The organism is Streptomyces sp. NPDC091280 (assembly GCF_044768565.1).
Taxonomy (GTDB): domain Bacteria; phylum Actinomycetota; class Actinomycetes; order Streptomycetales; family Streptomycetaceae; genus Streptomyces.
In genome coordinates this window covers 1-22275 of sequence record NZ_JBIVUZ010000014.1, presented here as the reverse complement: position 1 = coordinate 22275, position 22275 = coordinate 1, and the positions used below count along the sequence as shown (strand labels likewise).

Here is a 22275-nt window from a genome sequence, read left to right as displayed (position 1 = left end):
GACCTCGGCCATGTGGTCGGCGGGGCGCAAACCGGCAAACCGGGCAAAGCGTGATGCCTGCTCAGGTGTCGTAACTGAGTTAACACACAGGCCGGTTGGAGCCGATGTGCACGTTGACTACAGTGGTAAACGCGTTGTCAGGTGCGGCTCGGTTTGCGATCGTACGGTGAGCGGATGAGATCGGAGCGGCTCGGCCGCAGCCGATGAATGTACGGGGAACGGGGGAGGGGCGTCGTGCTTCCGGCAGACATGGTGGGGGGCGTGTCGGCTACCAGGGCCAAGGACCTGGAGGCGAGTAGCGAAGCGCTGACAGACTTCGTGAACCGCGTGGACAAGGTTCTGCGTGATCTTGAGGGTTCGGCGGGGAATCCGAAACGGGTGGGCGCGCAGACGGTCAGCGCGGGGTCGCTCCACAGGGGTGGCCGAGGCGCTTTCCCCGAGGCGGACGGGCTGTACGACGAGTACCACGCGGTCCACAACAAGCTCACCGCTCTGTCCAAGACGCTGCATCTGCAGATCGAAGCGATCGGCATCGCCGTGCAGGGTGCCAGAGGCACCTTCGACGGAGTGGAAGAGGACCAGCGTCGGCGGTTCTGGGAGATCCAGACGGAGATCAAGAGGATCAACGGCGCCTCGGGTCCCGAGCGCACCAACACCGCCAACTCCGGTATGAGTGGGTGACGATGACTGACGACCAGCACAAGGCGGACCTGAGCAGGGTCACCGACCAGAATCAGTTCACCGACCTGGCCCGGGGTATCGAGGAACGACCGAGGCCAAGCGGGCTCCTGGCCGGCCTCATCTACAACCCTCTGCGCGCGGTGGTCGAGAGCACGTCGCAGGGCCAGGCTGTCCATGACTCCGTGCACGGGCCGTCCAGCGACCGTCGTACGAACTTCGAGAACCGCCCGCTCAACGAGATGATCGACCTCGTGGAGCGGACGAACCCGGAGGATCTGGAGTCCTCCGGCAAGGCCCTGTGGGACGCGCGTGACGCGATCAAGGCGGCGGCCGACGAGCTCAGCGGTCACATCGACAGGGTCCAGTGGGCCGGGAAGTCGGGCGACGCGTTCCGGAAGTGGGGAAGTGAACTCGTCACCCAGACGCTCGGTCTGAGTGGTTTCGCCGGAGGCGCGGGGGACCAGATCACCGCCGCAGCCATGGGACTGGCATCGGTGCGCAGCGCCATGCCCTCTCGCGATACACAGGCGGAGCGGAAACACCCCACGAAGTTCACGGCGGCCGAGAAGATCGCGGACAAGGACGAGTACGCGGCGGCTGTACGCGTGGAGAAGGATCGCCAAGAGGCGATCAACCAGATGAACCGGCTTTCGTCGTACTACGTGGTGTCCAAGGACGAGTTGGCGGCGTTGAACAGCAAGGCGCCTGAGTTCACGGCCATGCCGAATGTCGGTGTGCCGAGGCCCCAGACGACCGGGCAGAGCGGCTACAACCGAGCTGTATCCGCGAAGGCCGAACAGACTGGCGCTTCGAGCATTGCGGATCACCGCGCCACGGTCGCTTCAGCCACGGGCCATACCGACAAACATGCTGTCCCGGACAGTGTTACGTCGCACGTGAAACACGGCACCGAACATGTGGCTCCACCTGATGTGCCGACGCGCACCACTATCGACAGTGTCGGCACGCTTCCGCCGGCCACCACGATCCACAATCCGCCAGTGACGGGCTCACCTGCCCCGGGGGGAGGCCCGGTCAACGCGGTCGAGGGCGGTCTTGGGACTCCCCTCCCTGGTGGTCCCGTGAGCAGGAGTGTCGGTGGCTTCCGGAACACCTTCTCCGCGCAAGGACGAAGTGGCGCTTCCGGTCTGGGTAATTCGGGCACGGAGCGGGCTGCCGGTCGCGGGTCCACGAGTCAGATCGGCCGCACCACGGAGACCGGCCGGTCACTCGCCAAGGGCACTCCTTCAGGAGCGAAGTCGTCGCCGATGGGGCGAGGCGTTACCGGTGGTGTCCCGCGAGCGGGCGCTACGGCGACACCGCGCGGCGGCTCCGGCTCGGCCACCGGCGCCGGACGTACGAACGGTGTGGTGGGCGGGCGGCCCACGTCCACGGGCAATCCGGCGAAGGGCGCGGCGAGGATTCCGCGTGGCACTGTGATCGGGGCCGAGGAGACGGCCGGTTCCCAGCGCCCGGGAAGTCGGCCAGGGCAGCGCGGGGTCTTCGGAGCGCCTGAGACCGCGACAAGGCCGGGTCCGAGTTCACCGGGAGTGCGTGGTGGTAAGGGCACTCCGGAGAGCGTCACGGCCAGGCCCGCCCAACGGAAATCCGTTGCCCAGGCGGAACGCAACGGCATGACGCGGGGCGGCTCCGGCCTCGTACGCGGACCGGGTAACCATCAAGGCGAGCGCGACGACAGGGAAGCCACGGACGGAGTTCAGTGCGCAGACCACCTCGTCGAGAACGAAGCAGACAACCACATCCCCACCCCGCCGCGGCGTGATGTGCCGCCGGCCGTCAACTGAGCGCGAGCGAGGACAGTCAACGTCATGAAGTCAGGGACCAGCCGAGGAGCCCAGAGGACTGCGCTGTTCGGGACGCGCCGTGTCGGACGAGTGCGCGCCGTGAGCGCGGTAGTCGGCGCCCTGGCCGTAATTGGCGCGGGATTCGCGCCGAATGCCGTTGCTGCTGATGTCCGTTCGAAGCAGTGGTACCTGGACCAGATGCAGGCCGAGAAAATGTGGAAGGTCAGCACGGGCAAGGGCGTCAAGGTCGCCGTCATCGACACCGGAGTGAACCCCGACACGCCGTCCTTGAAGGGGCAGGTGCTCGTGGACGAGGTGCCGAAGGCGGTCTCGTATCACTCCACCGTCGACTTCGACGGCCATGGCACGACCATGGCCGAGCTGATCGCGGGTACCGGGGCGGAAGGTAGCCTGCAAGGGTTGGCGCCTGGTGCGAAGATCGTCCCGTATCGCGTCGACCTCAAAGGCCTGAAGGTTGGTTCGGCGGAGCAGAAGAAGACCCCCGAGCCCTGGCAGGCGATCAGAGCTGCGGCCGATACCGACGCACAGATCATCAGCATGTCGATCGGCGGGTACGTCAGCCCCGAGGAAGAAGAAGCGGTCAAGTACGCCGCTTCCAAGGGCAAGCTGATGATCGCGGCCGTAGGAAACTCGGGTACGGGGTCGGGCGACGGCAATGTCGACTATCCCGCCGCCTACCCCTACGTCATCGGCATCGCTGCGGTCGACTCGTCCTTCACCGTGGCGAAGTTCTCCGCGTACGGAAACTACGTCGACCTAGTGGCCCCCGGTACAGGTATTCCGGGGTGGTGCGACGACACCTTCCGCTCGTACTGCGATACGGGTGGCACAAGCCAGGCGACCGCGATCGCCTCGGCTGCCGCCGCCCTCATCTGGTCCGCCCACCCCGACTGGACGGTTAACCAGGTCACTCGGTCCCTGATCGACACGGCGAGCCGCACGTGGCCGGAGGACGATCCGAGCAAGTACGCCGGTTACGGGTTCGTCCGTCCTCGCATGGTGTTGGAGAACGCCAAGTACGACGCGGGCGCCCCCAACGTCGACCCACTCGCGAAGGAGAATGGCGGCAACCTGCTGGCCAAGTCGGCGAGTTCCTCCTCGGCCACCTCGACTCCGTCTGCGTCGGCCACGTCGAAGAATCCGGGCAAGGGTTCTGTGGGCGGTACCTCAGCGGCAGGGTCGAGTGCCGAGTCTTCCAGCGACAGCAACACGCTCTGGATCGCACTCGGCGGTGTCGCCGCAGTGCTCGTCATCGGCGGCGCGGGCGTGGCCGTAGCACGTGCGCGGCGTGCCAGGTGACCGGGATTTCCAGCCGGACCGCGCATCAGTCAACACAAGAAGGGTGAGCTGACCATGTCCAACAAGCAGAAGCTCGAAGACGCCGCAGTAGTCGATATCCAGAAGCAGATGCTCGACAAGTACGACGGCATCGCCAAGCGTGTGCACGGGCTTCAGGGTGTCATCGACGGGCTTGAAGGCCAGTGGCACGGTATCGGGCGTGCCGCGTTCGACAAGAAGCAGTACGAGATCAACGAGTCGTTGCAGAAGATCGGCACCATCCTCGGTGACGTCATCGAGGCGATGACCGCGACGCGCAACATCAAGGACAGCAAGGAAGACGAGGTCCGCGCGGCGGTCAACAAGATCGACCTCCAGGACGGCGCCCCTACCGTGCCCACGTCCTCGCTGAGTTCCTACTGAGTCACGACCTGAGTCACCCCCCGAGGCATGACCTGAGTCACGACGCCCACAGACCCATACGAACGAGACGAGGTACACACGCATGAGCCGTAACTCCGACGGCCTTTCCGTCACTTATGACGGGCTGGACTTCGCGGCCACCAAGATCGGCAACGAGGCGAAGCAGCTGGAGCAGGACCTTCAGGAGCTTCGCGCGCTGGTCGTGAAGAGCCTGCAGTACTGGGAGGGTGACGCGCAGAACACCTTCAACGAGAAGCTGCACCGGTGGGACAAGGAAGCCAACGACATCCACACCGCGCTGACCGGTATCGGCCACGTCGTGTACACGTCGGGCGGTACCTACATGGAGGGCGACAAGAAGGCCGCCAGCTATTTCCAGTAGCACCAGGACAGTCGAAGGCACCGGGGTGGGCGCGCGCGGGAGGCGCCCACCCCGGTGTCGTACCGAGAACGAAATGATCGGTGCCGATGCCCACCGGTCACGCGCTCTCGGGGCGCGCTCCATGGCATCGAGGGCATCCGTCCGTGTTGTGTTGTGTGGTGTGGTGTTGTGGACAGGCCTGCCGCGGTGGAGTAGTCGTACGCGCAGCTCAGCGGGGCAGTCGGAGGTCCGTGCAGTCAGGGCGCGCCGCCGTCGCCCAGGCCTCGTCCTGCTCGATGCCGGAGTCCGTGCTGTAGCCGTTCTTGTCGGGCGGTGAGCGCACAGGCGCTGGGCGTAGGGGCCGAAGGCGGCCTCCAGATGGTAGAGCGCCGCCCCTTCGCCCTCGCCGGCGCCGAACTCGCCGCGCACGCAGCTCTCCAGCGGGGTCTAGCCGGACGCCTTGGTCTCCTCGGTCCAGTCGACGCCCTCGTCCTCGGACGCGCCGATACCGCGGCACGTGCCTGTCGCGGCCTCAGGTGAGTGGCGCCCGAGCCCGGTCGCGCGTTCCGCGTACGTCGCCAGTTTGTCGGCGTAGCGCCTGCCTTGGCGGTGTCGCTCCACTGGTACCGGTACCAGCCGTACCCCGCCGAGAACTCCGTACTCCGTGTCTCTGTAAGTCCTTGACTCCGTAGCTCCGTAGCTCCGTAGCTCCGTCACTCCGTCGTGTCTGCCACCCTGCCCACCTGAACCAGCGGCTTCCCCCGCTTCCTGGACACGAACACGCCCCGCCCCGCGGGCATCGGTCGCGGCCGGACGCCGCCCAGCAGGTCGCCCTCGGCCGGGTCGCCCGCCAACACCACGCCCTGGGCGCCGAGTTCCTTCATGCGTTGCATGAAGGACTCGTAACCGGCGCGTCCCGCGCCCGCCGTGGAGCGGGCGATGATGAAGCGCACGCCCACGTCCCGGGCGAACGGCAGGAGTTCGGTCAGGCCGGACAGCGGGTTGCCGCTCGACGTGGACACCAGGTCGTAGTCGTCGATGATCACGAAGACCTGCGGGCCCCGCCACCAACTCCGGTCCCGGAGCTGCTGCGGAGTGACGTCCGACGTCGGCGTCCGGCGCTGCATCAGGTCGGCCAGCGCGTCCATGTGGTGCTGCATCTGGTTCGACATCGGGATGTACTCGGCCAGGTGCGAGGTCGGGGTCACGCCCAGCAGGGAACGCCGGTTGTCGACCACGAACAGCTTGCACGCGTTGCCGTCGTAGCGCTCGCTGAGGCGCTTGATCAGCAGCTTCAGCAGGTTCGACTTGCCGGACTCGCTCTCGCCGAAGACCAGGAAGAACGGGTCCTGGTCGAAGTCGACGAACACCGGCTCCAGGTTGTCCTCGTCGAGGGCGAAGGAGATGCCCCGGTTCGGGAAGCGGTCGCCCGGCGGGAGCTGGGCCTCCGCGAACTCGCGGGGAAGCAGGCGGACTTGGGGCGCGCCGGGCTCCTGCCAGTGCCGGGCGACCTCGGCCGTGAGAGCCGTCGTCGCCTCCGCGAGGTCCGTGTCCGAGGAGAGGCCGTCGATGCGCGGGACCGCCGCCATGAAGTGCTGCTTCTGCGGGGTCTGGCCGCGTCCGGGCACACCCGTGGGCACGTTGGCGGCGACCTTGCGGTCGAACTCCGAGTCCATCGGGTCGCCGAGCCGCAGCTCCAGCCGGTTCATCAGGTGGTCCTTCATGTTCGCGCGGACCTCCATGGAGCGCGAGGCGGTGAGGATCACATGGATGCCGTAACCGAGGCCGCGGGCCGCGATGTCCAGCACCAGCGGCTCCAACGCCTCATAGTCCGTACGGAAGTTGCCCCAGCCGTCGATGACGAGGAACACGTCGCCCCAGGGCTGGTCCGTCACGGAGATGTCCCCCCGCGCGCGGCGGGCGCGGAACTCGGCGATCGAGGAGATCCCGGCCGTACGGAAGTACTCCTCGCGGCGGGTCATCACGCCGTAGACCTCGGCCGCCGTGCGCCGGACCTTCTCGGGGTCGAGGCGGGAGGCGACCCCGCCCACGTGCGGCAGACCGACCACCGCCGACAGGCCGCCACCGCCGAAGTCCAGTGCGTAGAACTGGACTTCCTGCGGGGTGTGGGTGAGCGCGAACGACGCGATGAGGGAGCGCAGCAGCGTCGACTTGCCGGACTGGGGGCCGCCGAGGATCTGCATATGGCCGGCCGCGCCGCCGAAGTCGGTCCACAGCGGGTCACGGCGCTGCTCGTAGGGCTTGTCGACCAGGCCGACCGGGACGACGAGCCGGCCCGCGCCCTCGTAGCCCGGCTGTGTCATGCCCCGGCCGGGGACCGCCGCGAGTCCGGGCAGCAGGGAGTCCAGCGACGGCGGGCTGTCCAGTGGGGGCAGCCACACCTGGTGGGCGGCCGGACCCTGTGCCTCAAGCCGCCGTACGATCACGTCGAGCACGGTGTCGGCGAGCGCGTCGTCCTTCTCGTCCGCCGGCGCCTCCTGGCGCTGACGCGGCACGGGCGCGTACTGCACCGGCACCCGCGCGGCCGTGAACAGCACCGGCCTGCGGTCGACCGGGAGCGGCCCGCCGAGCGCGGCGGCCTGCTGCGAACCGGTGCGGTACACCCCGGAGACGTACGCCGCCTTGAAGCGGACCATCTCGTCGGTGCCGTACTTCAGGAAGCCGGAGCCGGGGACGTTCGGCAGTTCGTAGGCGTCCGGGACGCCGAGCGCGGCCCGGGACTCGGCGGCCGAGAACGTGCGCAGACCGATCCGGTACGAGAGATACGTCTCCAGGCCGCGCAGCCGGCCCTCCTCCAGGCGCTGCGAGGCCAGCAGCAGATGCACGCCCAGGGAGCGGCCGATGCGGCCGATCTGCACGAACATCTCGATGAAGTCCGGTTTGGCGGTGAGGAGTTCGCTGAACTCGTCGATCACCAGGACGAGGGAGGGGACGGGTTGCAGGGGTGCGCCCGCCGCACGCGCCTTCTCGTAGTCGTGGATGTTGGCGTAGTTGCCCGCGTCGCGGAGCATCTCCTGACGGCGGTTCAACTCGCCGCGGATCGAGTCACCCATCCGGTCCACGAGCGTCAGGTCGTCGGCCAGGTTGGTGATCACGGCCGCCACGTGCGGCATCTGCGCCATACCGGCGAAGGTCGCACCGCCCTTGAAGTCCGCGAGGACGAAGTTCAGCGTCTCGGAGGAGTGGGTGACCGCGAGGCCGAGGACCAGGGTGCGCAGCAGCTCCGACTTGCCGGAACCGGTCGCGCCGACACACAGTCCGTGCGGGCCCATGCCCTCCTGGGCCGCCTCCTTGAGGTCGAGCATCACCGGCCGGCCGTCCTCGCCGAGCCCGATCGGCACCCGCAGCCGCTCCGCAGTGGAGCGCGGTCGCCAGGTCCGCTTGGGGTCCACGGAGGCCGCGTCGCCCAGGTTCAGCAGATCGGTGAACTCCAGGTTGGCGAGCAGCGGTTCGTCGTCGTCACCGCCCGACACCATGCGTAGCGGCGCCAGTTGCCGGGCCAGCGCCTCGGCGGCCTCGTACGACAGGACGTCCGGCGTGCCCTCGTAGACCATGCCGTGCCCCGACTCCAGGCGGAGTTCCTTCGGGTGTACGACGACCGAGAGGTCACCGCGTCCGCTGGTGAGGTCGCCGGGTACGACCTCGACGATCGTCACCCCCTGGAGGCCCTCGGGGCTCGCCAGGAAGGAGGTGGGCGGCAGGGAGACGCCGTCCAGCACGACCACCAGGTGCGGCTGTTCGGGCACCGGCGCGCCGGCCGGGTGGAAACGCGGGCGGCCCTGGAGCCGGTCCGCGAGCAGTTCCTCCAGCTCCGTGGGGTCGGTGGTGATCAGGCGCCTGCTGCCCGCGCCGTCCGCCAACTCCGGTGCCTGCGCGTGGGGGAGCCACTTGGCCCACTCCCACTCGGGCACCGACGCGCGCCCGGTGGCGACGGCGACGACCAGGTCCTCGGGGGAGTGCATCGAGGCGAGGGAGGCGACGAGGGCGCGCGCGGTGCCGCGCACGGTGGACGTTTCGCCGCTGACCGTCACGTGGTAGAAGGCGCGCAGCGAGACCGCCATGGGCAGGTCCTCAAGGGTGCTGTGCGTGGCCAGGAAACGCTGCATGGCGCCCGCCGTGAGCGGCTCCAGCTCGTCGACCGGGGCGGTCTCCGGCGGGACCAGGGGAGTGGCGAGACCCTGCGGTCCGAGGCCGACCCGCACCTGCCCGAAGTCCTCGTCGCTGGTGCGCCGTTCCCACACGCGGCTGCCCTCGGCGACCAGCGCCCACAGTTGCTCCGGCGAAGGGTGCAGGTAGTACTGGGCGTCGCGCTGGGCCCGCGCGGTCTCCAGGGCCGTACGCCGGGTCTGCGACAGGTAGCGCAGATAGTCACGGCGCATGTCGGCCATCTGCCCCTGGTTGCCCCGGCGGTAGCGGACCAGCATCGAGATGCCCATCGCGATCGTGGACGCGATCATCACCATGCCCATGATCTTCATGAACGGCTGGGCGCTGGGATTGAAGAAGAACACCACGGACCCACCCATGCCGAGCATGGGCAGGAGCTGCATCAGGGCGCCCTCCTGCTGGCCGCGCGGCAGCTCCGGCGGAGCCTGCAACATGACCTCGTCCGTGGGCACTTCCTTCGGCAGCGACCTCGGCGGGCGCTTCACGACGATCTGGCTCACTACGCACCAATTCCCTTGCCGGACCGAGTTGTTTCGTCCGCCGCCCCGTGTCGGGCGGACGCCGATCCGCACTGCGCGATCCTACTGACCGCCACTGACAACCACGGGCGGTAAGGTGCCCGTGAGACGTGTGAGCAGTTGCGAATCGTTCCGGGAAAACCGGGCAAAACCGCAGTGTTCGCGGCGGGCGAAGCCCGTCGGACCCCGTCGAGTGCCCTGCGCGACGGCGCGGTCGAGCGACGGGACGGGCGGCACCGCGCGACCTGCACAGGATCTTTACGGCGGGACTTCACTGCGGACGCCCGCGGCACCTTCGCGAACCGTCCGTCACTGACAAGGGGGAACAGCAGGTGAGCATCACGGCCTCCGCGCCGGCCGGCGCGACCGGCGGAACGGGCACCGGAGCCCCGTCCGGGGCGGGCACGGGCTTCGGCTTCTGCCGGGTCACCATCGTGGCGCCCGACAGCCGGATCGACGTGGCCCTGCCCGACGACGTACCCGTCGCCGACCTGTACCCCGAGATCCTGCGGCTGTCCCAGCAGAGCCTCGCCGAGGGCGCCCCGGTCGGCTACCACCTGGTCCGCCGCGACGGCGCCGTCCTCGACGGCGCCCGCTCCTTCGCCGCCCAGCGCATCCTCGACGGCGAACTGCTCACCCTGCGCCCCTTCGCCGACTCCCTGCCGCCCGCCGTCTACGACGACGTCTCCGAGGCGGTCGCCGCCGCCGTCACCCGCGACCGCGCCCTGTGGAACGGCGAGTTGACGCGCGCCGCAGGTCTCGTCGCGGGCGGCGTCCTGCCCGCGCTGCTCGCGTTCGTGGCCTGGAGCTCCCAGATCCACCACGACATGTACAGCCTCCAGGGCATCGTCGCCGGCCTCGCCGGCATCCTCCTGGTCACCATCGCCTGCGTACGAGCACGCGTCTACGACGACCGGGGCTCGGCCGTCGCCCTGGGCCTGGGCGCGCTCCCGAACATCGCCGTGGCGGGCTCCGGACTGCTCCCCTTCTCCGAAGGAGAAGGCATGGGACGGCTCCAGTTCCTGCTGGCCTGCGCCGCCGTCCTCGTCGCCGCCGTCGTCCTCACCCTGGTGTCACCCGGCGGCGACGGCCCCTTCGTGGCCTTCGTCTTCGCCTCCGCCATCGGCCTGCTGACGACGTTCACCGCGATGCTCACCCACCTGAAGCCCATCGAGACGGCCGCGATCTGCGCCCCGCTGTCCGTGTGCGCGCTCGCCTTCCTGCCGGGCCTGTCCATGCGCTTCGCCCGCCTGCCCATCGGCTTCGAACCGCCCAACCCCAACCGCGGCTACGGCGACGGCGAACCCGTGGCCCAGGAGCCCGTCGACGCCGAACGCATCGCGGCCCGCGCCCGGCGCGGCCACGAACTCCTCGTCGGCCTGGTCGGCGGCTGCGCGCTCGTCTCCGTGGGCGCCTCGATCGTCCTCGGCTTCTCCCACGACGTGTGGGCACAGCTCCTCGCCCTCGCCACCGGCGTCGCGATGCTGATGCGCGCCCACCTGTTCCGCTACACCGCCCAGGTCGGCGCCACCCTCGCCGCGGGCCTGGCCGCCCTCGTCTTCCTGGGCCTGGGCCTCGCCCTGAACCCGCCCCACGCGTACGTGCGGGACGCGTTCCTCGGCGACCCGAACTCCCTCGACATCCGCAGTGTCTGGCTCGCGGCGGCCGTGGCCGCGTCGACCGCGCTCGTCACCGCGGTGGGCCTGATCACCCCGAAGCGCGGAGTCACCCCCTTCTGGGGCCGCTTCCTGGAGATCGCCGAGAGCTTCGTCCTGCTCACCCTGATCCCGCTGTCCCTGGCCGTCTTCGACGTGTACGCGCAGGCACGGGCGATGACCAGCTGAGGACCGCGACACGAAAAGAGGACCACGGACACGAAGAAGGGGCGGCACGCGTGCGTGCCGCCCCTTCTCGCATACAGACGACTACTGCTGCTCCTCGGGAGCCGGCTCCAGGTCGAACTCGCCGTCCCGGGCGCCCAGCACGAAAGCGGTCCACTCCGCCTCCGTGTAGCGCAGCACGGTGTCCGGGTCGAGCGACGAGCGCATGGCCACCGCGCCGTCGGGCAGGTCGGCGATCTCGACGCGCTCCTCGTGCTCCTCCGTGCCCGGCGCGCTCCGCCACTCCACACCCGAGATGTCGAGGGCGTACAGCTCGTCCCGCTCCCGCTCCTTGCGTGCCTTGATCTCCTGCTCCGTCTCCGCCATGGCGAAGCGACCCCTTCCCGACGAACCGACGTGACCTACGGTCCACGCGTAGACGTAGACGCAGATCACCCTAGTGGCCGTATCCGCCCCGCTCAGGGCCCTTCACCGAGCCGGACCGGGGCATCCCCCCGGGCTGGTACGCTGTGTAGCGGCCGTTTGTGTACGCACCCCTGGAGCTTGTGCTCCGGAGGCCGCGCCCAGCGGATCCCGCCACCCGAGTCACGGAAGCTCCCCTGAGAAGTGGACCAGGGGCACTCGGTGGCACATCAAAGACTACGAGGAGTACGCGTGTCGCTCGACGCCGCTACGAAGAAGCAGCTCATCAGTGAGTTCGGCCAGAAGGAGGGCGACACCGGCTCCCCCGAGGTCCAGGTCGCCATGCTCTCGCGCCGTATCTCGGACCTGACCGAGCACCTCAAGACCCACAAGCACGACCACCACTCCCGTCGTGGTCTGCTGATCCTGGTCGGTCAGCGCCGCCGGCTGCTCCAGTACCTGGCCAAGAAGGACATCCAGCGCTTCCGTACGCTGGTCGACCGCCTGGGCATCCGTCGCGGTGCGGCGGGCGCCAAGTAAGACGCCGTGAGGGGAGCGGGTCCCGAAACGATCGGGAGCCGCTCCCTTTGCCGTATGTGCGGATTGCCCGTACGTGCGGAAACGTGCGGAGTGTCACTGCCGCTTTGTAGTGTGGTAGCACAACGCAATACGCAGGACACCGCACGACAACGCAGGACAGCACGACACCGTGCGAAACGAACGAGGAGAAGCGCGCCTCGCAGCCGCCGGTCCTCGGTAGTGGCCCCCGGGCAGGAAACCCCGGGTGCTTCGATCGAAGACCGGCCCGCACCAGACAGCGCTTCTCCGCCACCGTCCCCCCGCCACACGGGCGGGCAGGGACGAAAGACGACAAGTAACGGAGAAAACGCTAGTGGAGAACGAGACCCACTACGCCGAGGCCGTCATCGACAACGGCTCCTTCGGCACCCGCACCATCCGCTTCGAGACGGGCCGCCTGGCCAAGCAGGCCGCCGGCTCCGCCGTGGCGTACCTGGACGACGACACCATGGTGCTGTCGGCCACCACCGCCTCCAAGAACCCCAAGGACCAGCTCGACTTCTTCCCCCTCACGGTGGACGTCGAGGAGCGGATGTACGCCGCCGGCAAGATCCCCGGCAGCTTCTTCCGCCGTGAGGGCCGGCCCTCCGAGGACGCGATCCTCACCTGCCGCCTGATCGACCGCCCGCTGCGCCCGTCCTTCAAGAAGGGCCTGCGCAACGAGATCCAGGTCGTCGCCACGATCATGGCCCTCAACCCCGACCACCTGTACGACGTCGTGGCGATCAACGCCGCCTCCGCGTCCACGCAGCTGGCCGGACTGCCCTTCTCCGGCCCGGTCGGCGGCGTCCGCGTCGCGCTGATCAACGGCCAGTGGGTCGCGTTCCCGACGCACACCGAGCTTGAGGACGCCGTCTTCGACATGGTCGTCGCCGGTCGCGTCCTGGAGGACGGCGACGTCGCGATCATGATGGTCGAGGCCGAGGCCACCGAGAAGACCATCCAGCTCGTGCAGGGCGGCGCCGAGGCGCCGACCGAGGAGGTCGTCGCCGCCGGTCTGGACGCCGCGAAGCCCTTCATCAAGGTGCTCTGCCGGGCGCAGGCCGACCTCGCCGCGAAGGCCGCCAAGCCGACCGGCGAGTTCCCGATCTTCCTCGACTACCAGGACGACGTCCTGGAGGCCCTCACCGCCGCCGTCCGCCCGGAGCTCGCCTCCGCGCTGACCATCCCCGGCAAGCAGGACCGCGAGGCCGAGCTGGACCGCGTCAAGGGTCTCGCCGCCGAGAAGCTCCTCCCGGAGTTCGAGGGCCGCGAGAAGGAGATCTCCGCCGCGTACCGCTCGCTGACCAAGTCCCTGGTCCGTGAGCGCGTCATCAAGGAGAAGAAGCGCATCGACGGCCGCGGTGTCACCGACATCCGCACCCTGGCCGCCGAGGTCGAGGCCATCCCGCGCGTGCACGGCTCGGCGCTGTTCGAGCGTGGCGAGACCCAGATCCTGGGCGTCACCACCCTCAACATGCTCCGCATGGAGCAGCAGCTGGACACCCTCTCCCCGGTGACCCGCAAGCGCTACATGCACAACTACAACTTCCCGCCGTACTCGGTCGGCGAGACCGGCCGCGTCGGCTCCCCCAAGCGTCGCGAGATCGGCCACGGAGCGCTCGCCGAGCGCGCCCTGGTCCCGGTCCTGCCGACGCGCGAGGAGTTCCCCTACGCGATCCGCCAGGTCTCCGAGGCCCTCGGGTCCAACGGCTCGACGTCCATGGGCTCGGTCTGCGCCTCCACGATGTCGCTGCTGAACGCCGGTGTGCCCCTCAAGGCCCCCGTCGCCGGTATCGCCATGGGCCTGATCTCCCAGGAGATCAACGGCGAGACGCACTACGTCGCCCTCACCGACATCCTCGGTGCGGAGGACGCCTTCGGCGACATGGACTTCAAGGTCGCCGGCACCAAGGAGTTCGTCACCGCCCTCCAGCTCGACACCAAGCTGGACGGCATCCCCGCCTCCGTCCTGGCCGCCGCCCTCAAGCAGGCCCGTGACGCCCGCCTCCACATCCTCGACGTGATGATGGAAGCGATCGACACGCCGGACGAGATGTCCCCGAACGCCCCGCGGATCATCACCGTCAAGATCCCCGTGGACAAGATCGGCGAGGTCATCGGCCCCAAGGGCAAGATGATCAACCAGATCCAGGAGGACACCGGCGCCGAGATCACGATCGAGGACGACGGCACCATCTACATCGGTGCCCAGGTCGGCTCGCAGGCCGAGGCCGCCCGCGCCACGATCAACGGCATCGCCAACCCGACCATGCCGGAGGTCGGCGAGCGCTACCTGGGTACGGTCGTCAAGACCACCACCTTCGGCGCGTTCGTGTCGCTGCTCCCGGGCAAGGACGGTCTGCTGCACATCTCGCAGATCCGCAAGCTCGCCGGCGGCAAGCGCGTGGAGAACGTCGAGGACGTCGTCGGCGTGGGCCAGAAGGTCCAGGTCGAGATCGCCGAGATCGACTCCCGCGGCAAGCTCTCCCTCATCCCCGTCATCGAGGGTGAAGAGAACGCCGAGGACGACAAGAAGGACGACGGCGACAAGTGACGTCGACCAGCACCACGACGACGGCCCGCACCTCCTCGGAGGCGCGGGCCGTCGCCCGTACCCAAACCCTCATCCAGGGCACCAACGGCATCGGCACGGTCCGCAAGACCACCCTCCCGGGCGGGCTGCGCATCGTCACCGAGACGCTGCCCTCGGTCCGCTCCGCGACCTTCGGCATCTGGGCACACGTGGGCTCCCGCGACGAGACGCCGTCGTTGAACGGCGCCACGCACTACCTGGAGCACCTCCTCTTCAAGGGCACGCACCGGCGCAGCGCGCTGGACATCTCCTCCGCGATCGACGCGGTCGGCGGCGAGATGAACGCGTTCACCGCGAAGGAGTACACGTGCTACTACGCGCGCGTGCTCGACACCGACCTGCCGCTCGCCATCGACGTCGTCTGCGACATGCTGACCGGCTCCCTCATCCGCGAGGAGGACGTCAACGTAGAGCGCGGCGCCATCCTCGAAGAGATCGCGATGACGGAGGACGACCCGGGCGACTGCGTGCACGACCTGTTCGCGCGCACGATGTTCGGCGACAACCCCCTCGGCCGCCCGGTCCTCGGCACGGTCGACACCGTCAACGCCCTCACCGCGGACCGCATCCGCCGCTTCTACAAGAAGCACTACGACCCGACCCACCTCGTGGTCGCGGCGGCCGGCAACATCGACCACGACAAGGTCGTACGACAGGTCCGTGCCGCCTTCGACAAGGCCGGTGCCTTCAAGAACGCGCAGGCCGCGCCCATCGCCCCGCGCGACGGCCGCCGCACCCTGCGCGGCACGGGCCGCGTCGAGCTGATCGGCCGCAAGACCGAGCAGGCGCACGTCGTCCTCGGCATGCCCGGCCTGGCCCGCACCGACGAGCGCCGCTGGGCCCTCGGGGTCCTCAACACGGCCCTCGGCGGCGGCATGTCCTCCCGCCTCTTCCAGGAGGTCCGGGAGAAGCGCGGCCTGGCCTACAGCGTGTACTCGTACACGTCCGGTTTCGCCGACTGCGGACTCTTCGGCGTCTACGCCGGCTGCCGTCCCTCGCAGGTCCACGACGTGCTGAAGATCTGCCGCGACGAACTCGACCAGGTCGCCGCGAACGGCCTGTCCGACGACGAGATCGGCCGCGCGGTCGGCCAGCTCCAGGGCTCCACCGTCCTGGGCCTCGAAGACACGGGCGCGCTGATGAACCGTATCGGCAAGAGTGAGCTGTGCTGGGGCGAGCAGATGTCGGTCGACGACCTGCTGGCCAGGATCGCGTCGGTCACCCCGGACGAGGTCCGCGAGGTCGCCCGCGAGATCCTGGGGCAGCGGCCCTCGCTGGCGGTCATCGGCCCGCTCAAGGACAAGCAGGCGGCCCGACTGCACGACGCCGTCGCCTAACACCCGTCGTAAGGAAGCAAGAACGATGAGCAAGCTGCGTGTGGCGGTCCTCGGTGCCAAGGGCCGGATCGGCGCCGAGGCGGTACGAGCCGTCGAGGCCGCCGAGGACATGGAACTGGTGGCGGCCCTGGGCCGGGGCGACACCCTGGAGGCGCTCACCGCCGCGGGCGCCCAGGTGGCGGTCGAACTGACCACCCCCGCCTCGGTGATGGACAACCTCGACTTCTGCGTCCGCAACGGCATCCACGCCGTCGTCGGCACCACCGGCTGGACCGACGAACGCCTCGCGCAGTTGAACGGCTGGCTGGAGGCCTCCCCGGAGACGGGCGTCCTCATCGCGCCCAACTTCTCCATCGGAGCCGTCCTGACCATGAAGTTCGCGCAGCTCGCCGCGCCCTACTTCGAGTCGGTCGAGGTCATCGAACTGCACCACCCGAGGAAGGTCGACGCCCCCAGCGGTACGGCCACGCGCACCGCCCAGCTCATCGCCGAGGCACGCGCGAAGGCGGGCACACCCGCCGCACCGGACGCGACGGAGACGGCGCTGGACGGCGCGCGCGGCGCGGACGTCCAGGGCGTCCCCGTCCACTCCGTCCGCCTGCGCGGCCTGCTGGCCCACCAGGAGGTCCTGCTGGGCGGCGAGGGCGAGACGCTGACCGTCCGCCACGACTCGCTCCACCACAGCAGCTTCATGCCGGGCATCCTGCTCGGCGCCCGCCGCGTGGTGACCACCCCGGGCCTCACCTTCGGCCTGGAACACTTCCTGGACCTGGGCTGAGGCTCACGACATGCGCGCCAAACTCACCTACGTCGTCACGGCCGCCGTCCTGGTCTTCTACTTCGTCCTGGTCGGCAGCCGAGGCGTCCTGCTCATACAGTCGGGCACGGTCATCACCGTCACCTTCGGGATCGCGGTCCTGATCCTGCCGGTGATCGGCGTGTGGTTCCTCTGGAAGAACACCCAGTTCGTCCGCGACGCCAACCGTCTGGCGGCCCTCCTCGACGCCGAAGGCGGCCTGCCCGTCGACGAGTTGAGGCGCACCCCGGGCGGCCGTATCGACCGGGACTCCGCCGACGAGGTCTTCGCCAGACGCAAGGCCGAGACGGAGGCGGCCCCCGACGACTGGCGCAGCTGGTTCCGCCTCGCCGTCGCCTACCACGACGCCCGCGACACCCCCCGCGCCCGCAAGGCCATGCAACGCGCCATCGCCCTGCACGCCGGGCGTCCCGTCCAGGCCTGAACACCCGCCACGCCCGTACGACGAAGGGGCCGGCCCGCGCACACGGCGGACCGGCCCCTTCGGGGTGTTCTCGGCCGGTCAGCTCCGCCGGTACTCGTCGGACCACACCTCGACCGAGTCGGCGGCCCGGTCGAAGGCGGAGGCACGCGCCAGGAAGTCGATGTCGTGCGTGGTCAGCAGCGCGGCCACGTCCTCCGCGGCACGGTCCTTCCGTACGAGGAGCAGTGCCTGCCCCTGCACCGTGCGCGGCAGCCCGAGCCAGCGCACCGGCTGCTGCACCGTCCGCACGGCGGCGACCCGGTCCCACGGCACCGTACGGGTGACGAGGAACCGCACCCGGCGCAGACCGCGCGCGCTCACCCACACGCCCATGCGCAGCAGCCGCAGGGCGCAGAGGATGACGGCCACCGCGATACCGAGGATCACTCCGGCCTCGGACCGGGATCCGGTGAGCGCGATGATGACGGCGGCGAACAGCACGTACGACGCGAGCAGCAGCACGAGCGCCGACGCCGCCACCCGCCACGGTCCGGGCCGGTAGGGGCGCCGCCAGCGGTCGCGGTCGTCGAACGGCAGCGCGAGCTCGTCTGCGGCCTCGAATGCGCGGTCGGCCGTAAGGAAGGGCAGGGGCACGGCTGGTGTCCTCACTGAATCCATGCGTGGGCTGTGCCCGGTGAGGCTATCCGGCCGTGTTCCCGGCCACCACCATTGGGGGCCCGGATGAGTCAAAGTCGGCTGCGCCGCAGGTCAGCGGTTGTCGGCGGCCTGCGACTGCTGATTCTGTGTCGAGAGGTCGTTCTGGGACAGCGCCGGCATCCCGAGGACCAGGGAGCCGACGATGCCGGCGATGATGGTGAGCCCCAGGAGCCAGCGCCCGGCTATCTGACCGGCGGACGCGCGCTCACGGGGCGGCGGGGCGACATTGCTGCGGAAGCGGTCGGTCTCGGCGATGAAAGCGAACGGGACGGGTTCGCGCCGACGGGGCATCGGGGGTGCTTCTTCCTTCGGGGGTCGAATCGGGATCGAACGGGTGGCTCTCACCAAGACAGACGAGCGAACGCCCCAAAAGGTGCCCTGTTTCGCCGAATTCGCAGAAGTTCGCCAACGAATGTCGCGGCACGGCACCGAACGCCCCGATGTCAGTGCCGGGCCGTAGAGTGGGCGCCGCCCGAGCGACGTGATGGAAGGACCCTCCGAGCCGTGACCGACACTCCCGCCGACGACCTCAAGCCCAGTTTCCGCAGCGATGTCACCGTCGAGCTGGTCAAGCACACCGCGTCCGACGCGGACGTGCTCTTCGCCGCCCGCGTCTCGACGATCGGCGAACAGTCCCTGGAGGAGATGGGCAAGGACCCCGAGCGCTCCAAGGGCCTGATCAACTACCTGATGCGCGACCGGCACGGCAGCCCCTTCGAGCACAACTCGATGACCTTCTTCATCAGCGCCCCGATCTTCGTCTTCCGCGAGTTCATGCGGCACCGGGTGGGCTGGTCGTACAACGAGGAATCGGGCAGGTACCGGGAGCTCCAGCCGGTCTTCTACGTCCCCGGCGAGTCCCGCAAGCTGGTCCAGGAGGGCCGCCCGGGCAAGTACGTGTTCGTGGAGGGCACCCAGGCCCAGCAGGAGTTGGTCGGCCGTGCCATGGAGGACTCGTACCGCCAGGCGTACGAGGCCTACCAGGAGATGCTCGCCGCCGGTGTGGCCCGCGAAGTCGCCCGCGCGGTGCTCCCCGTGGGCCTCTTCTCCTCGATGTACGCCACGTGCAACGCCCGTTCGCTGATGCACTTCCTCGGGCTGCGCACCCAGCACGAGCTGGCGAAGGTGCCGTCCTTCCCACAGCGCGAGATCGAGATGGTGGGCGAGGCGATGGAGGAGCAGTGGGCCAAGCTCATGCCGCTCACCTACTCGGCGTTCAACGCCAACGGCCGTGTCGCCCCGTAGCGCACCTCTGTTTGCCATGCGGGCACACATGTACGGGTCGGTTACGCGAAGTGTCCGTATTGCGGCATTTAGAGAAGTTCATCTAGCCTGATCAAACGGACCCGGCACTGCTTGAACCCCCGAGCAGGCAGTGCCGGGCTCCATATTTGTCACGACTTGTCGCCTGCCCCGAGGGCAGACCCCGCATTGAGCAGCGAGTAGCGTATTACCCATGGCTCCGACCTCCACTCCGCAGACCCCCTTCGGGAGGGTCCTCACCGCCATGGTCACGCCCTTCACGGCGGACGGCGCGCTCGACCTCGACGGCGCGCAGCGGCTCGCCACCCACCTGGTCGACGCAGGCAACGACGGCCTGGTCATCAACGGCACCACCGGTGAGTCCCCGACCACCAGCGACGCGGAGAAAGCGGATCTCGTACGAGCCGTACTGGAAGCGGTCGGCGACCGCGCCCATGTCATCGCCGGCGTCGGCACCAACGACACCCACCACAGCGTCGAACTCGCCCGCACGGCCGAACGCACCGGCGCACACGGCCTGCTCGTCGTCACGCCGTACTACAACAAGCCCCCGCAGGAGGGCCTGTACCGCCACTTCACGACCGTCGCCGACGCGACCGGACTGCCGGTCATGCTCTACGACATCCCCGGCCGCAGCGGCGTCCCGATCGGCACCGAGACCCTGGTCAGACTCGCCGAGCACCCCAGGATCGTCGCCAACAAGGACGCCAAGGGCGACCTCGGCCGGGCCAGCTGGGCCATCGCCCGGACCGGCCTGGCCTGGTACTCCGGCGACGACATGCTGAACCTGCCGCTGCTCTCCGTGGGCGCCGTCGGCTTCGTCTCGGTCGTCGGACACGTGGTCACACCCGAACTGCGCACCCTGGTGGAGGCGTACGTCTCCGGTGACGTCCACAAGGCCACCGAGATCCACCAGAAGCTGCTCCCCGTCTACACCGGCATGTTCCGCACCCAGGGCGTCATGACCACCAAGGCAGCGCTCGCCCTCCAGGGACTGCCCGCCGGACCGCTGCGCTCACCGATGGTCGAGTGCTCGTCCGAGGAGATCGCCCAGCTCAAGATCGATCTTGCCGCCGGCGGGGTACAGCTCTGACAACAGACTTCACAACTGAATACGCGGGGCCTCGGTGCCCGCATCCCATCGATAACTGCATTTGCACGAACGTCATGCGCGCCACGTGCCCACCGGTACGTGGCGCGCATGGGTAGGAGAGTCTTTTGAGCCATCCGCATCCTGAACTCGCCCCTCCGTCGAAGCTCCCCGAAGGCGGCCTGAGGGTCACCCCACTCGGCGGCCTCGGGGAAATCGGCCGAAACATGACGGTCTTCGAATACGGCGGCCGTCTGCTGATCGTCGACTGCGGCGTACTCTTCCCCGAGGAGGAGCAGCCCGGAATCGACCTGATCCTGCCGGACTTCACGTCCATCAGGGACCGCCTCGACGACATCGACGGCATCGTCCTCACGCACGGCCACGAGGACCACATCGGCGGTGTCCCGTACCTCCTTCGCGAGAAGGCGGACATCCCGCTGATCGGCTCCAAGCTGACCCTCGCCCTCATCGAGGCGAAGCTCCAGGAGCACCGCATCCGCCCGTACACGCTTGAGGTCGCCGAGGGGCACCGCGAGCGCATCGGGCCGTTCGACTGCGAGTTCGTCGCGGTCAACCACTCGATCCCGGACGCCCTCGCGGTCGCCATCCGCACCCCCGCGGGCATGGTCGTCCACACCGGCGACTTCAAGATGGACCAGCTGCCGCTGGACGGTCGTCTGACAGATCTACACGCGTTCGCACGTCTCAGCGAGGAGGGCATCGACCTCCTCCTCGCCGACTCGACGAACGCCGAGGTCCCCGGATTCGTCCCGCCCGAGCGCGACATCTCGAACGTGCTGCGCCAGGTCTTCGCGGGCGCCCGCAAGCGCATCATCGTGGCGAGCTTCGCCAGCCATGTGCACCGCATCCAGCAGATCCTGGACACGGCCCACGAGTACGGCCGCCGGGTCGCCTTCGTCGGCCGCTCGATGGTCCGGAACATGGGCATCGCGCGTGACCTCGGCTACCTCAAGGTGCCACCGGGCCTGGTCGTCGACGTCAAGACGCTCGACGACCTCCCGGACAGCGAGGTCGTCCTGGTCTGCACGGGCTCGCAGGGCGAACCGATGGCCGCCCTCTCCCGGATGGCCAACCGCGATCACCAGATCCGCATCGTCGCCGGTGACACGGTGATCCTTGCGTCGTCGCTCATCCCGGGCAACGAGAACGCCGTGTACCGGGTGATCAACGGCCTCACCCGCTGGGGCGCCAACGTCGTCCACAAGGGCAACGCCAAGGTCCACGTCTCCGGACACGCCTCGGCCGGCGAGCTGCTGTACTTCTACAACATCTGCAAGCCGAAGAACCTGATGCCGGTCCACGGCGAATGGCGCCACCTACGGGCCAACGCCGAGCTGGGCGCCCTGACCGGCGTTCCGCACGACCGGATCGTCATCGCCGAGGACGGCGTGGTCGTCGACCTCATCGAGGGCAAGGCCAAGATCTCGGGCAAGGTCCAGGCGGGCTACGTCTACGTCGACGGGCTCTCGGTCGGCGACGTCGGCGAGCCCGCGCTGAAGGACCGCCGGATCCTGGGGGACGAGGGCATCATCTCGGTCTTCGTCGTCGTGGACTCGTCCACCGGCAAGATCACGGCCGGCCCGCACATCCAGGCCCGCGGCTCCGGAATCGACGACTCGGCCTTCGTGGACGTGGTCCCGAGGATCACCGAGGTCCTGGAGCGCTCGGCCCAGGACGGCGTGGTCGAGCCCCACCAGCTCCAGCAACTGGTCCGCCGCACCCTGGGCAAGTGGGTCTCCGACAACTATCGCCGCAGGCCGATGATCCTCCCGGTGGTCGTGGAGGTCTGACCGTCGTACGGCCCCTCGTACGCGTGAACCTGGAGCGGGGGGGGGGGGGGGGGGGGGGGGGGGGGGGGGTGGGGGGGGGGTTTGTGGGGGGGGGGGGGGGTGGGAGGGGACGAATCGGGTGGGGGTGTGGGACGGCCGGCGGGGGGGAACAAGCTCGAGACG

The 22275-nt window shown here is 69.0% G+C and carries 19 protein-coding genes; 14 read left to right on the top strand and 5 right to left on the bottom strand.

Annotated elements, in window-relative coordinates; translation table 11 throughout:
* Positions 1-261: 261 nt before the first annotated feature.
* From ACIQPR_RS36450 to ACIQPR_RS36430, 5 genes are all read left to right on the top strand, one after another.
* Positions 262-681, top strand: a complete 420-nt coding sequence (locus tag ACIQPR_RS36450; RefSeq protein ID WP_403657410.1) for a hypothetical protein — start codon at positions 262-264, stop codon at positions 679-681.
* 2 nt (positions 682-683) lie between these two features.
* Positions 684-2486, top strand: a complete 1803-nt coding sequence (locus tag ACIQPR_RS36445) for a WXG100 family type VII secretion target (RefSeq protein WP_403657407.1) — start codon at positions 684-686, stop codon at positions 2484-2486.
* A gap of 90 nt (positions 2487-2576) precedes the next feature.
* Positions 2577-3806 carry a S8 family serine peptidase gene (locus tag ACIQPR_RS36440; protein WP_403658147.1) on the top strand — a complete coding sequence of 410 codons (1230 nt, stop codon included), beginning with the start codon at positions 2577-2579 and terminating at the stop codon, positions 3804-3806.
* 54 nt (positions 3807-3860) lie between these two features.
* Positions 3861-4208, top strand: coding sequence for a WXG100 family type VII secretion target (locus tag ACIQPR_RS36435; protein WP_200683897.1), 348 nt, complete (start codon positions 3861-3863; stop codon positions 4206-4208).
* Positions 4209-4290: 82 nt separating this feature from the next.
* A complete protein-coding gene (locus ACIQPR_RS36430) occupies positions 4291-4590 on the top strand; it encodes a WXG100 family type VII secretion target (protein ID WP_043683472.1) in 300 nt (99 codons plus the stop codon).
* Positions 4591-5016: 426 nt separating this feature from the next.
* Here ACIQPR_RS36430 and ACIQPR_RS36425 read toward each other — a convergent pair whose 3' ends face one another.
* Together ACIQPR_RS36425 and eccCa are read right to left on the bottom strand one after the other, a co-directional pair.
* Positions 5017-5190 (bottom strand): hypothetical protein, encoded by a 174-nt coding sequence (locus ACIQPR_RS36425; RefSeq protein ID WP_403657402.1) that lies wholly within the window; start codon positions 5188-5190, stop codon positions 5017-5019.
* Between the two features lie 92 nt (positions 5191-5282).
* Entirely contained in the window at positions 5283-9257 is a 3975-nt protein-coding gene (gene eccCa, locus ACIQPR_RS36420) for a type VII secretion protein EccCa (protein WP_403657399.1), read from the bottom strand.
* Between the two features lie 350 nt (positions 9258-9607).
* Here eccCa and eccD point away from each other — a divergent pair, with 350 nt between their 5' ends.
* The gene (gene eccD / locus ACIQPR_RS36415) at positions 9608-11119 is read left to right on the top strand and encodes a type VII secretion integral membrane protein EccD (protein WP_403657396.1); all 1512 of its coding nucleotides are present in this window, start codon (positions 9608-9610) and stop codon (positions 11117-11119) included.
* Between the two features lie 81 nt (positions 11120-11200).
* On the opposite strand, the gene ACIQPR_RS36410 is transcribed toward eccD, so the two are convergent.
* Positions 11201-11482: a DUF397 domain-containing protein gene (locus ACIQPR_RS36410; protein WP_093629502.1), complete on the bottom strand. Its 282-nt coding sequence runs from the start codon at positions 11480-11482 to the stop codon at positions 11201-11203.
* A 288-nt stretch (positions 11483-11770) separates the two neighbouring features.
* On the opposite strand from ACIQPR_RS36410, the gene rpsO reads away from it, so the two are divergent.
* The 5 genes from rpsO to ACIQPR_RS36385 all read left to right on the top strand — a co-directional run bounded on the left by rpsO (position 11771) and on the right by ACIQPR_RS36385 (position 17250).
* Positions 11771-12058: a 30S ribosomal protein S15 gene (gene rpsO / locus ACIQPR_RS36405; protein ID WP_403657392.1), complete on the top strand. Its 288-nt coding sequence runs from the start codon at positions 11771-11773 to the stop codon at positions 12056-12058.
* A 352-nt stretch (positions 12059-12410) separates the two neighbouring features.
* Entirely contained in the window at positions 12411-14633 is a 2223-nt protein-coding gene (locus ACIQPR_RS36400) for a polyribonucleotide nucleotidyltransferase (protein WP_403657389.1), read from the top strand.
* Positions 14630-16009, top strand: a complete 1380-nt coding sequence (locus ACIQPR_RS36395) for a M16 family metallopeptidase (RefSeq protein WP_403657386.1) — start codon at positions 14630-14632, stop codon at positions 16007-16009. The genes ACIQPR_RS36400 and ACIQPR_RS36395 overlap by 4 nt, the downstream gene beginning before the upstream one ends.
* A gap of 25 nt (positions 16010-16034) precedes the next feature.
* On the top strand, positions 16035-16787 hold the full coding sequence (dapB, locus tag ACIQPR_RS36390) for a 4-hydroxy-tetrahydrodipicolinate reductase (protein WP_403657383.1): 753 nt from the start codon (positions 16035-16037) through the stop codon (positions 16785-16787).
* A 10-nt stretch (positions 16788-16797) separates the two neighbouring features.
* Positions 16798-17250: a hypothetical protein gene (locus ACIQPR_RS36385; RefSeq protein ID WP_403657380.1), complete on the top strand. Its 453-nt coding sequence runs from the start codon at positions 16798-16800 to the stop codon at positions 17248-17250.
* 78 nt (positions 17251-17328) lie between these two features.
* Here ACIQPR_RS36385 and ACIQPR_RS36380 read toward each other — a convergent pair whose 3' ends face one another.
* Both ACIQPR_RS36380 and ACIQPR_RS36375 read right to left on the bottom strand, forming a co-directional pair.
* Entirely contained in the window at positions 17329-17883 is a 555-nt protein-coding gene (locus ACIQPR_RS36380; RefSeq protein WP_403657377.1) for a hypothetical protein, read from the bottom strand.
* A gap of 114 nt (positions 17884-17997) precedes the next feature.
* Positions 17998-18237 (bottom strand): hypothetical protein, encoded by a 240-nt coding sequence (locus tag ACIQPR_RS36375; RefSeq protein WP_403657374.1) that lies wholly within the window; start codon positions 18235-18237, stop codon positions 17998-18000.
* Positions 18238-18450: 213 nt separating this feature from the next.
* Here ACIQPR_RS36375 and thyX point away from each other — a divergent pair, with 213 nt between their 5' ends.
* The 3 genes from thyX (at position 18451) to ACIQPR_RS36360 (ending at position 22113) form a co-directional block, all read left to right on the top strand.
* Complete coding sequence (gene thyX / locus ACIQPR_RS36370; protein WP_403657371.1) at positions 18451-19191, top strand: FAD-dependent thymidylate synthase; 741 nt, start codon at positions 18451-18453, stop codon at positions 19189-19191.
* 211 nt (positions 19192-19402) lie between these two features.
* A complete protein-coding gene (gene dapA, locus ACIQPR_RS36365; RefSeq protein WP_403657368.1) occupies positions 19403-20302 on the top strand; it encodes a 4-hydroxy-tetrahydrodipicolinate synthase in 900 nt (299 codons plus the stop codon).
* 125 nt (positions 20303-20427) lie between these two features.
* Positions 20428-22113, top strand: a complete 1686-nt coding sequence (locus ACIQPR_RS36360) for a ribonuclease J (protein ID WP_403657365.1) — start codon at positions 20428-20430, stop codon at positions 22111-22113.
* Positions 22114-22275 lie beyond the last annotated feature (162 nt).

Excerpts from the sequence above, each read along its gene's own strand:
- ACIQPR_RS36435 (WP_200683897.1), top strand. The coding sequence starts at position 3,861 with ATGTCCAACAAGCAGAAGCTCGAAGACGCCGCAGTAGTCGATATCCAG.
- ACIQPR_RS36445 (WP_403657407.1), top strand. The coding sequence starts at position 684 with ATGACTGACGACCAGCACAAGGCGGACCTGAGCAGGGTCACCGACCAG.
- ACIQPR_RS36375 (WP_403657374.1), bottom strand. The coding sequence starts at position 18,237 with ATGCCCCGTCGGCGCGAACCCGTCCCGTTCGCTTTCATCGCCGAGACC.
- dapA (WP_403657368.1), top strand. The coding sequence starts at position 19,403 with ATGGCTCCGACCTCCACTCCGCAGACCCCCTTCGGGAGGGTCCTCACC.
- dapB (WP_403657383.1), top strand. The coding sequence starts at position 16,035 with ATGAGCAAGCTGCGTGTGGCGGTCCTCGGTGCCAAGGGCCGGATCGGC.
- ACIQPR_RS36430 (WP_043683472.1), top strand. The coding sequence starts at position 4,291 with ATGAGCCGTAACTCCGACGGCCTTTCCGTCACTTATGACGGGCTGGAC.
- ACIQPR_RS36410 (WP_093629502.1), bottom strand. The coding sequence starts at position 11,482 with ATGGCGGAGACGGAGCAGGAGATCAAGGCACGCAAGGAGCGGGAGCGG.
- ACIQPR_RS36385 (WP_403657380.1), top strand. The coding sequence starts at position 16,798 with ATGCGCGCCAAACTCACCTACGTCGTCACGGCCGCCGTCCTGGTCTTC.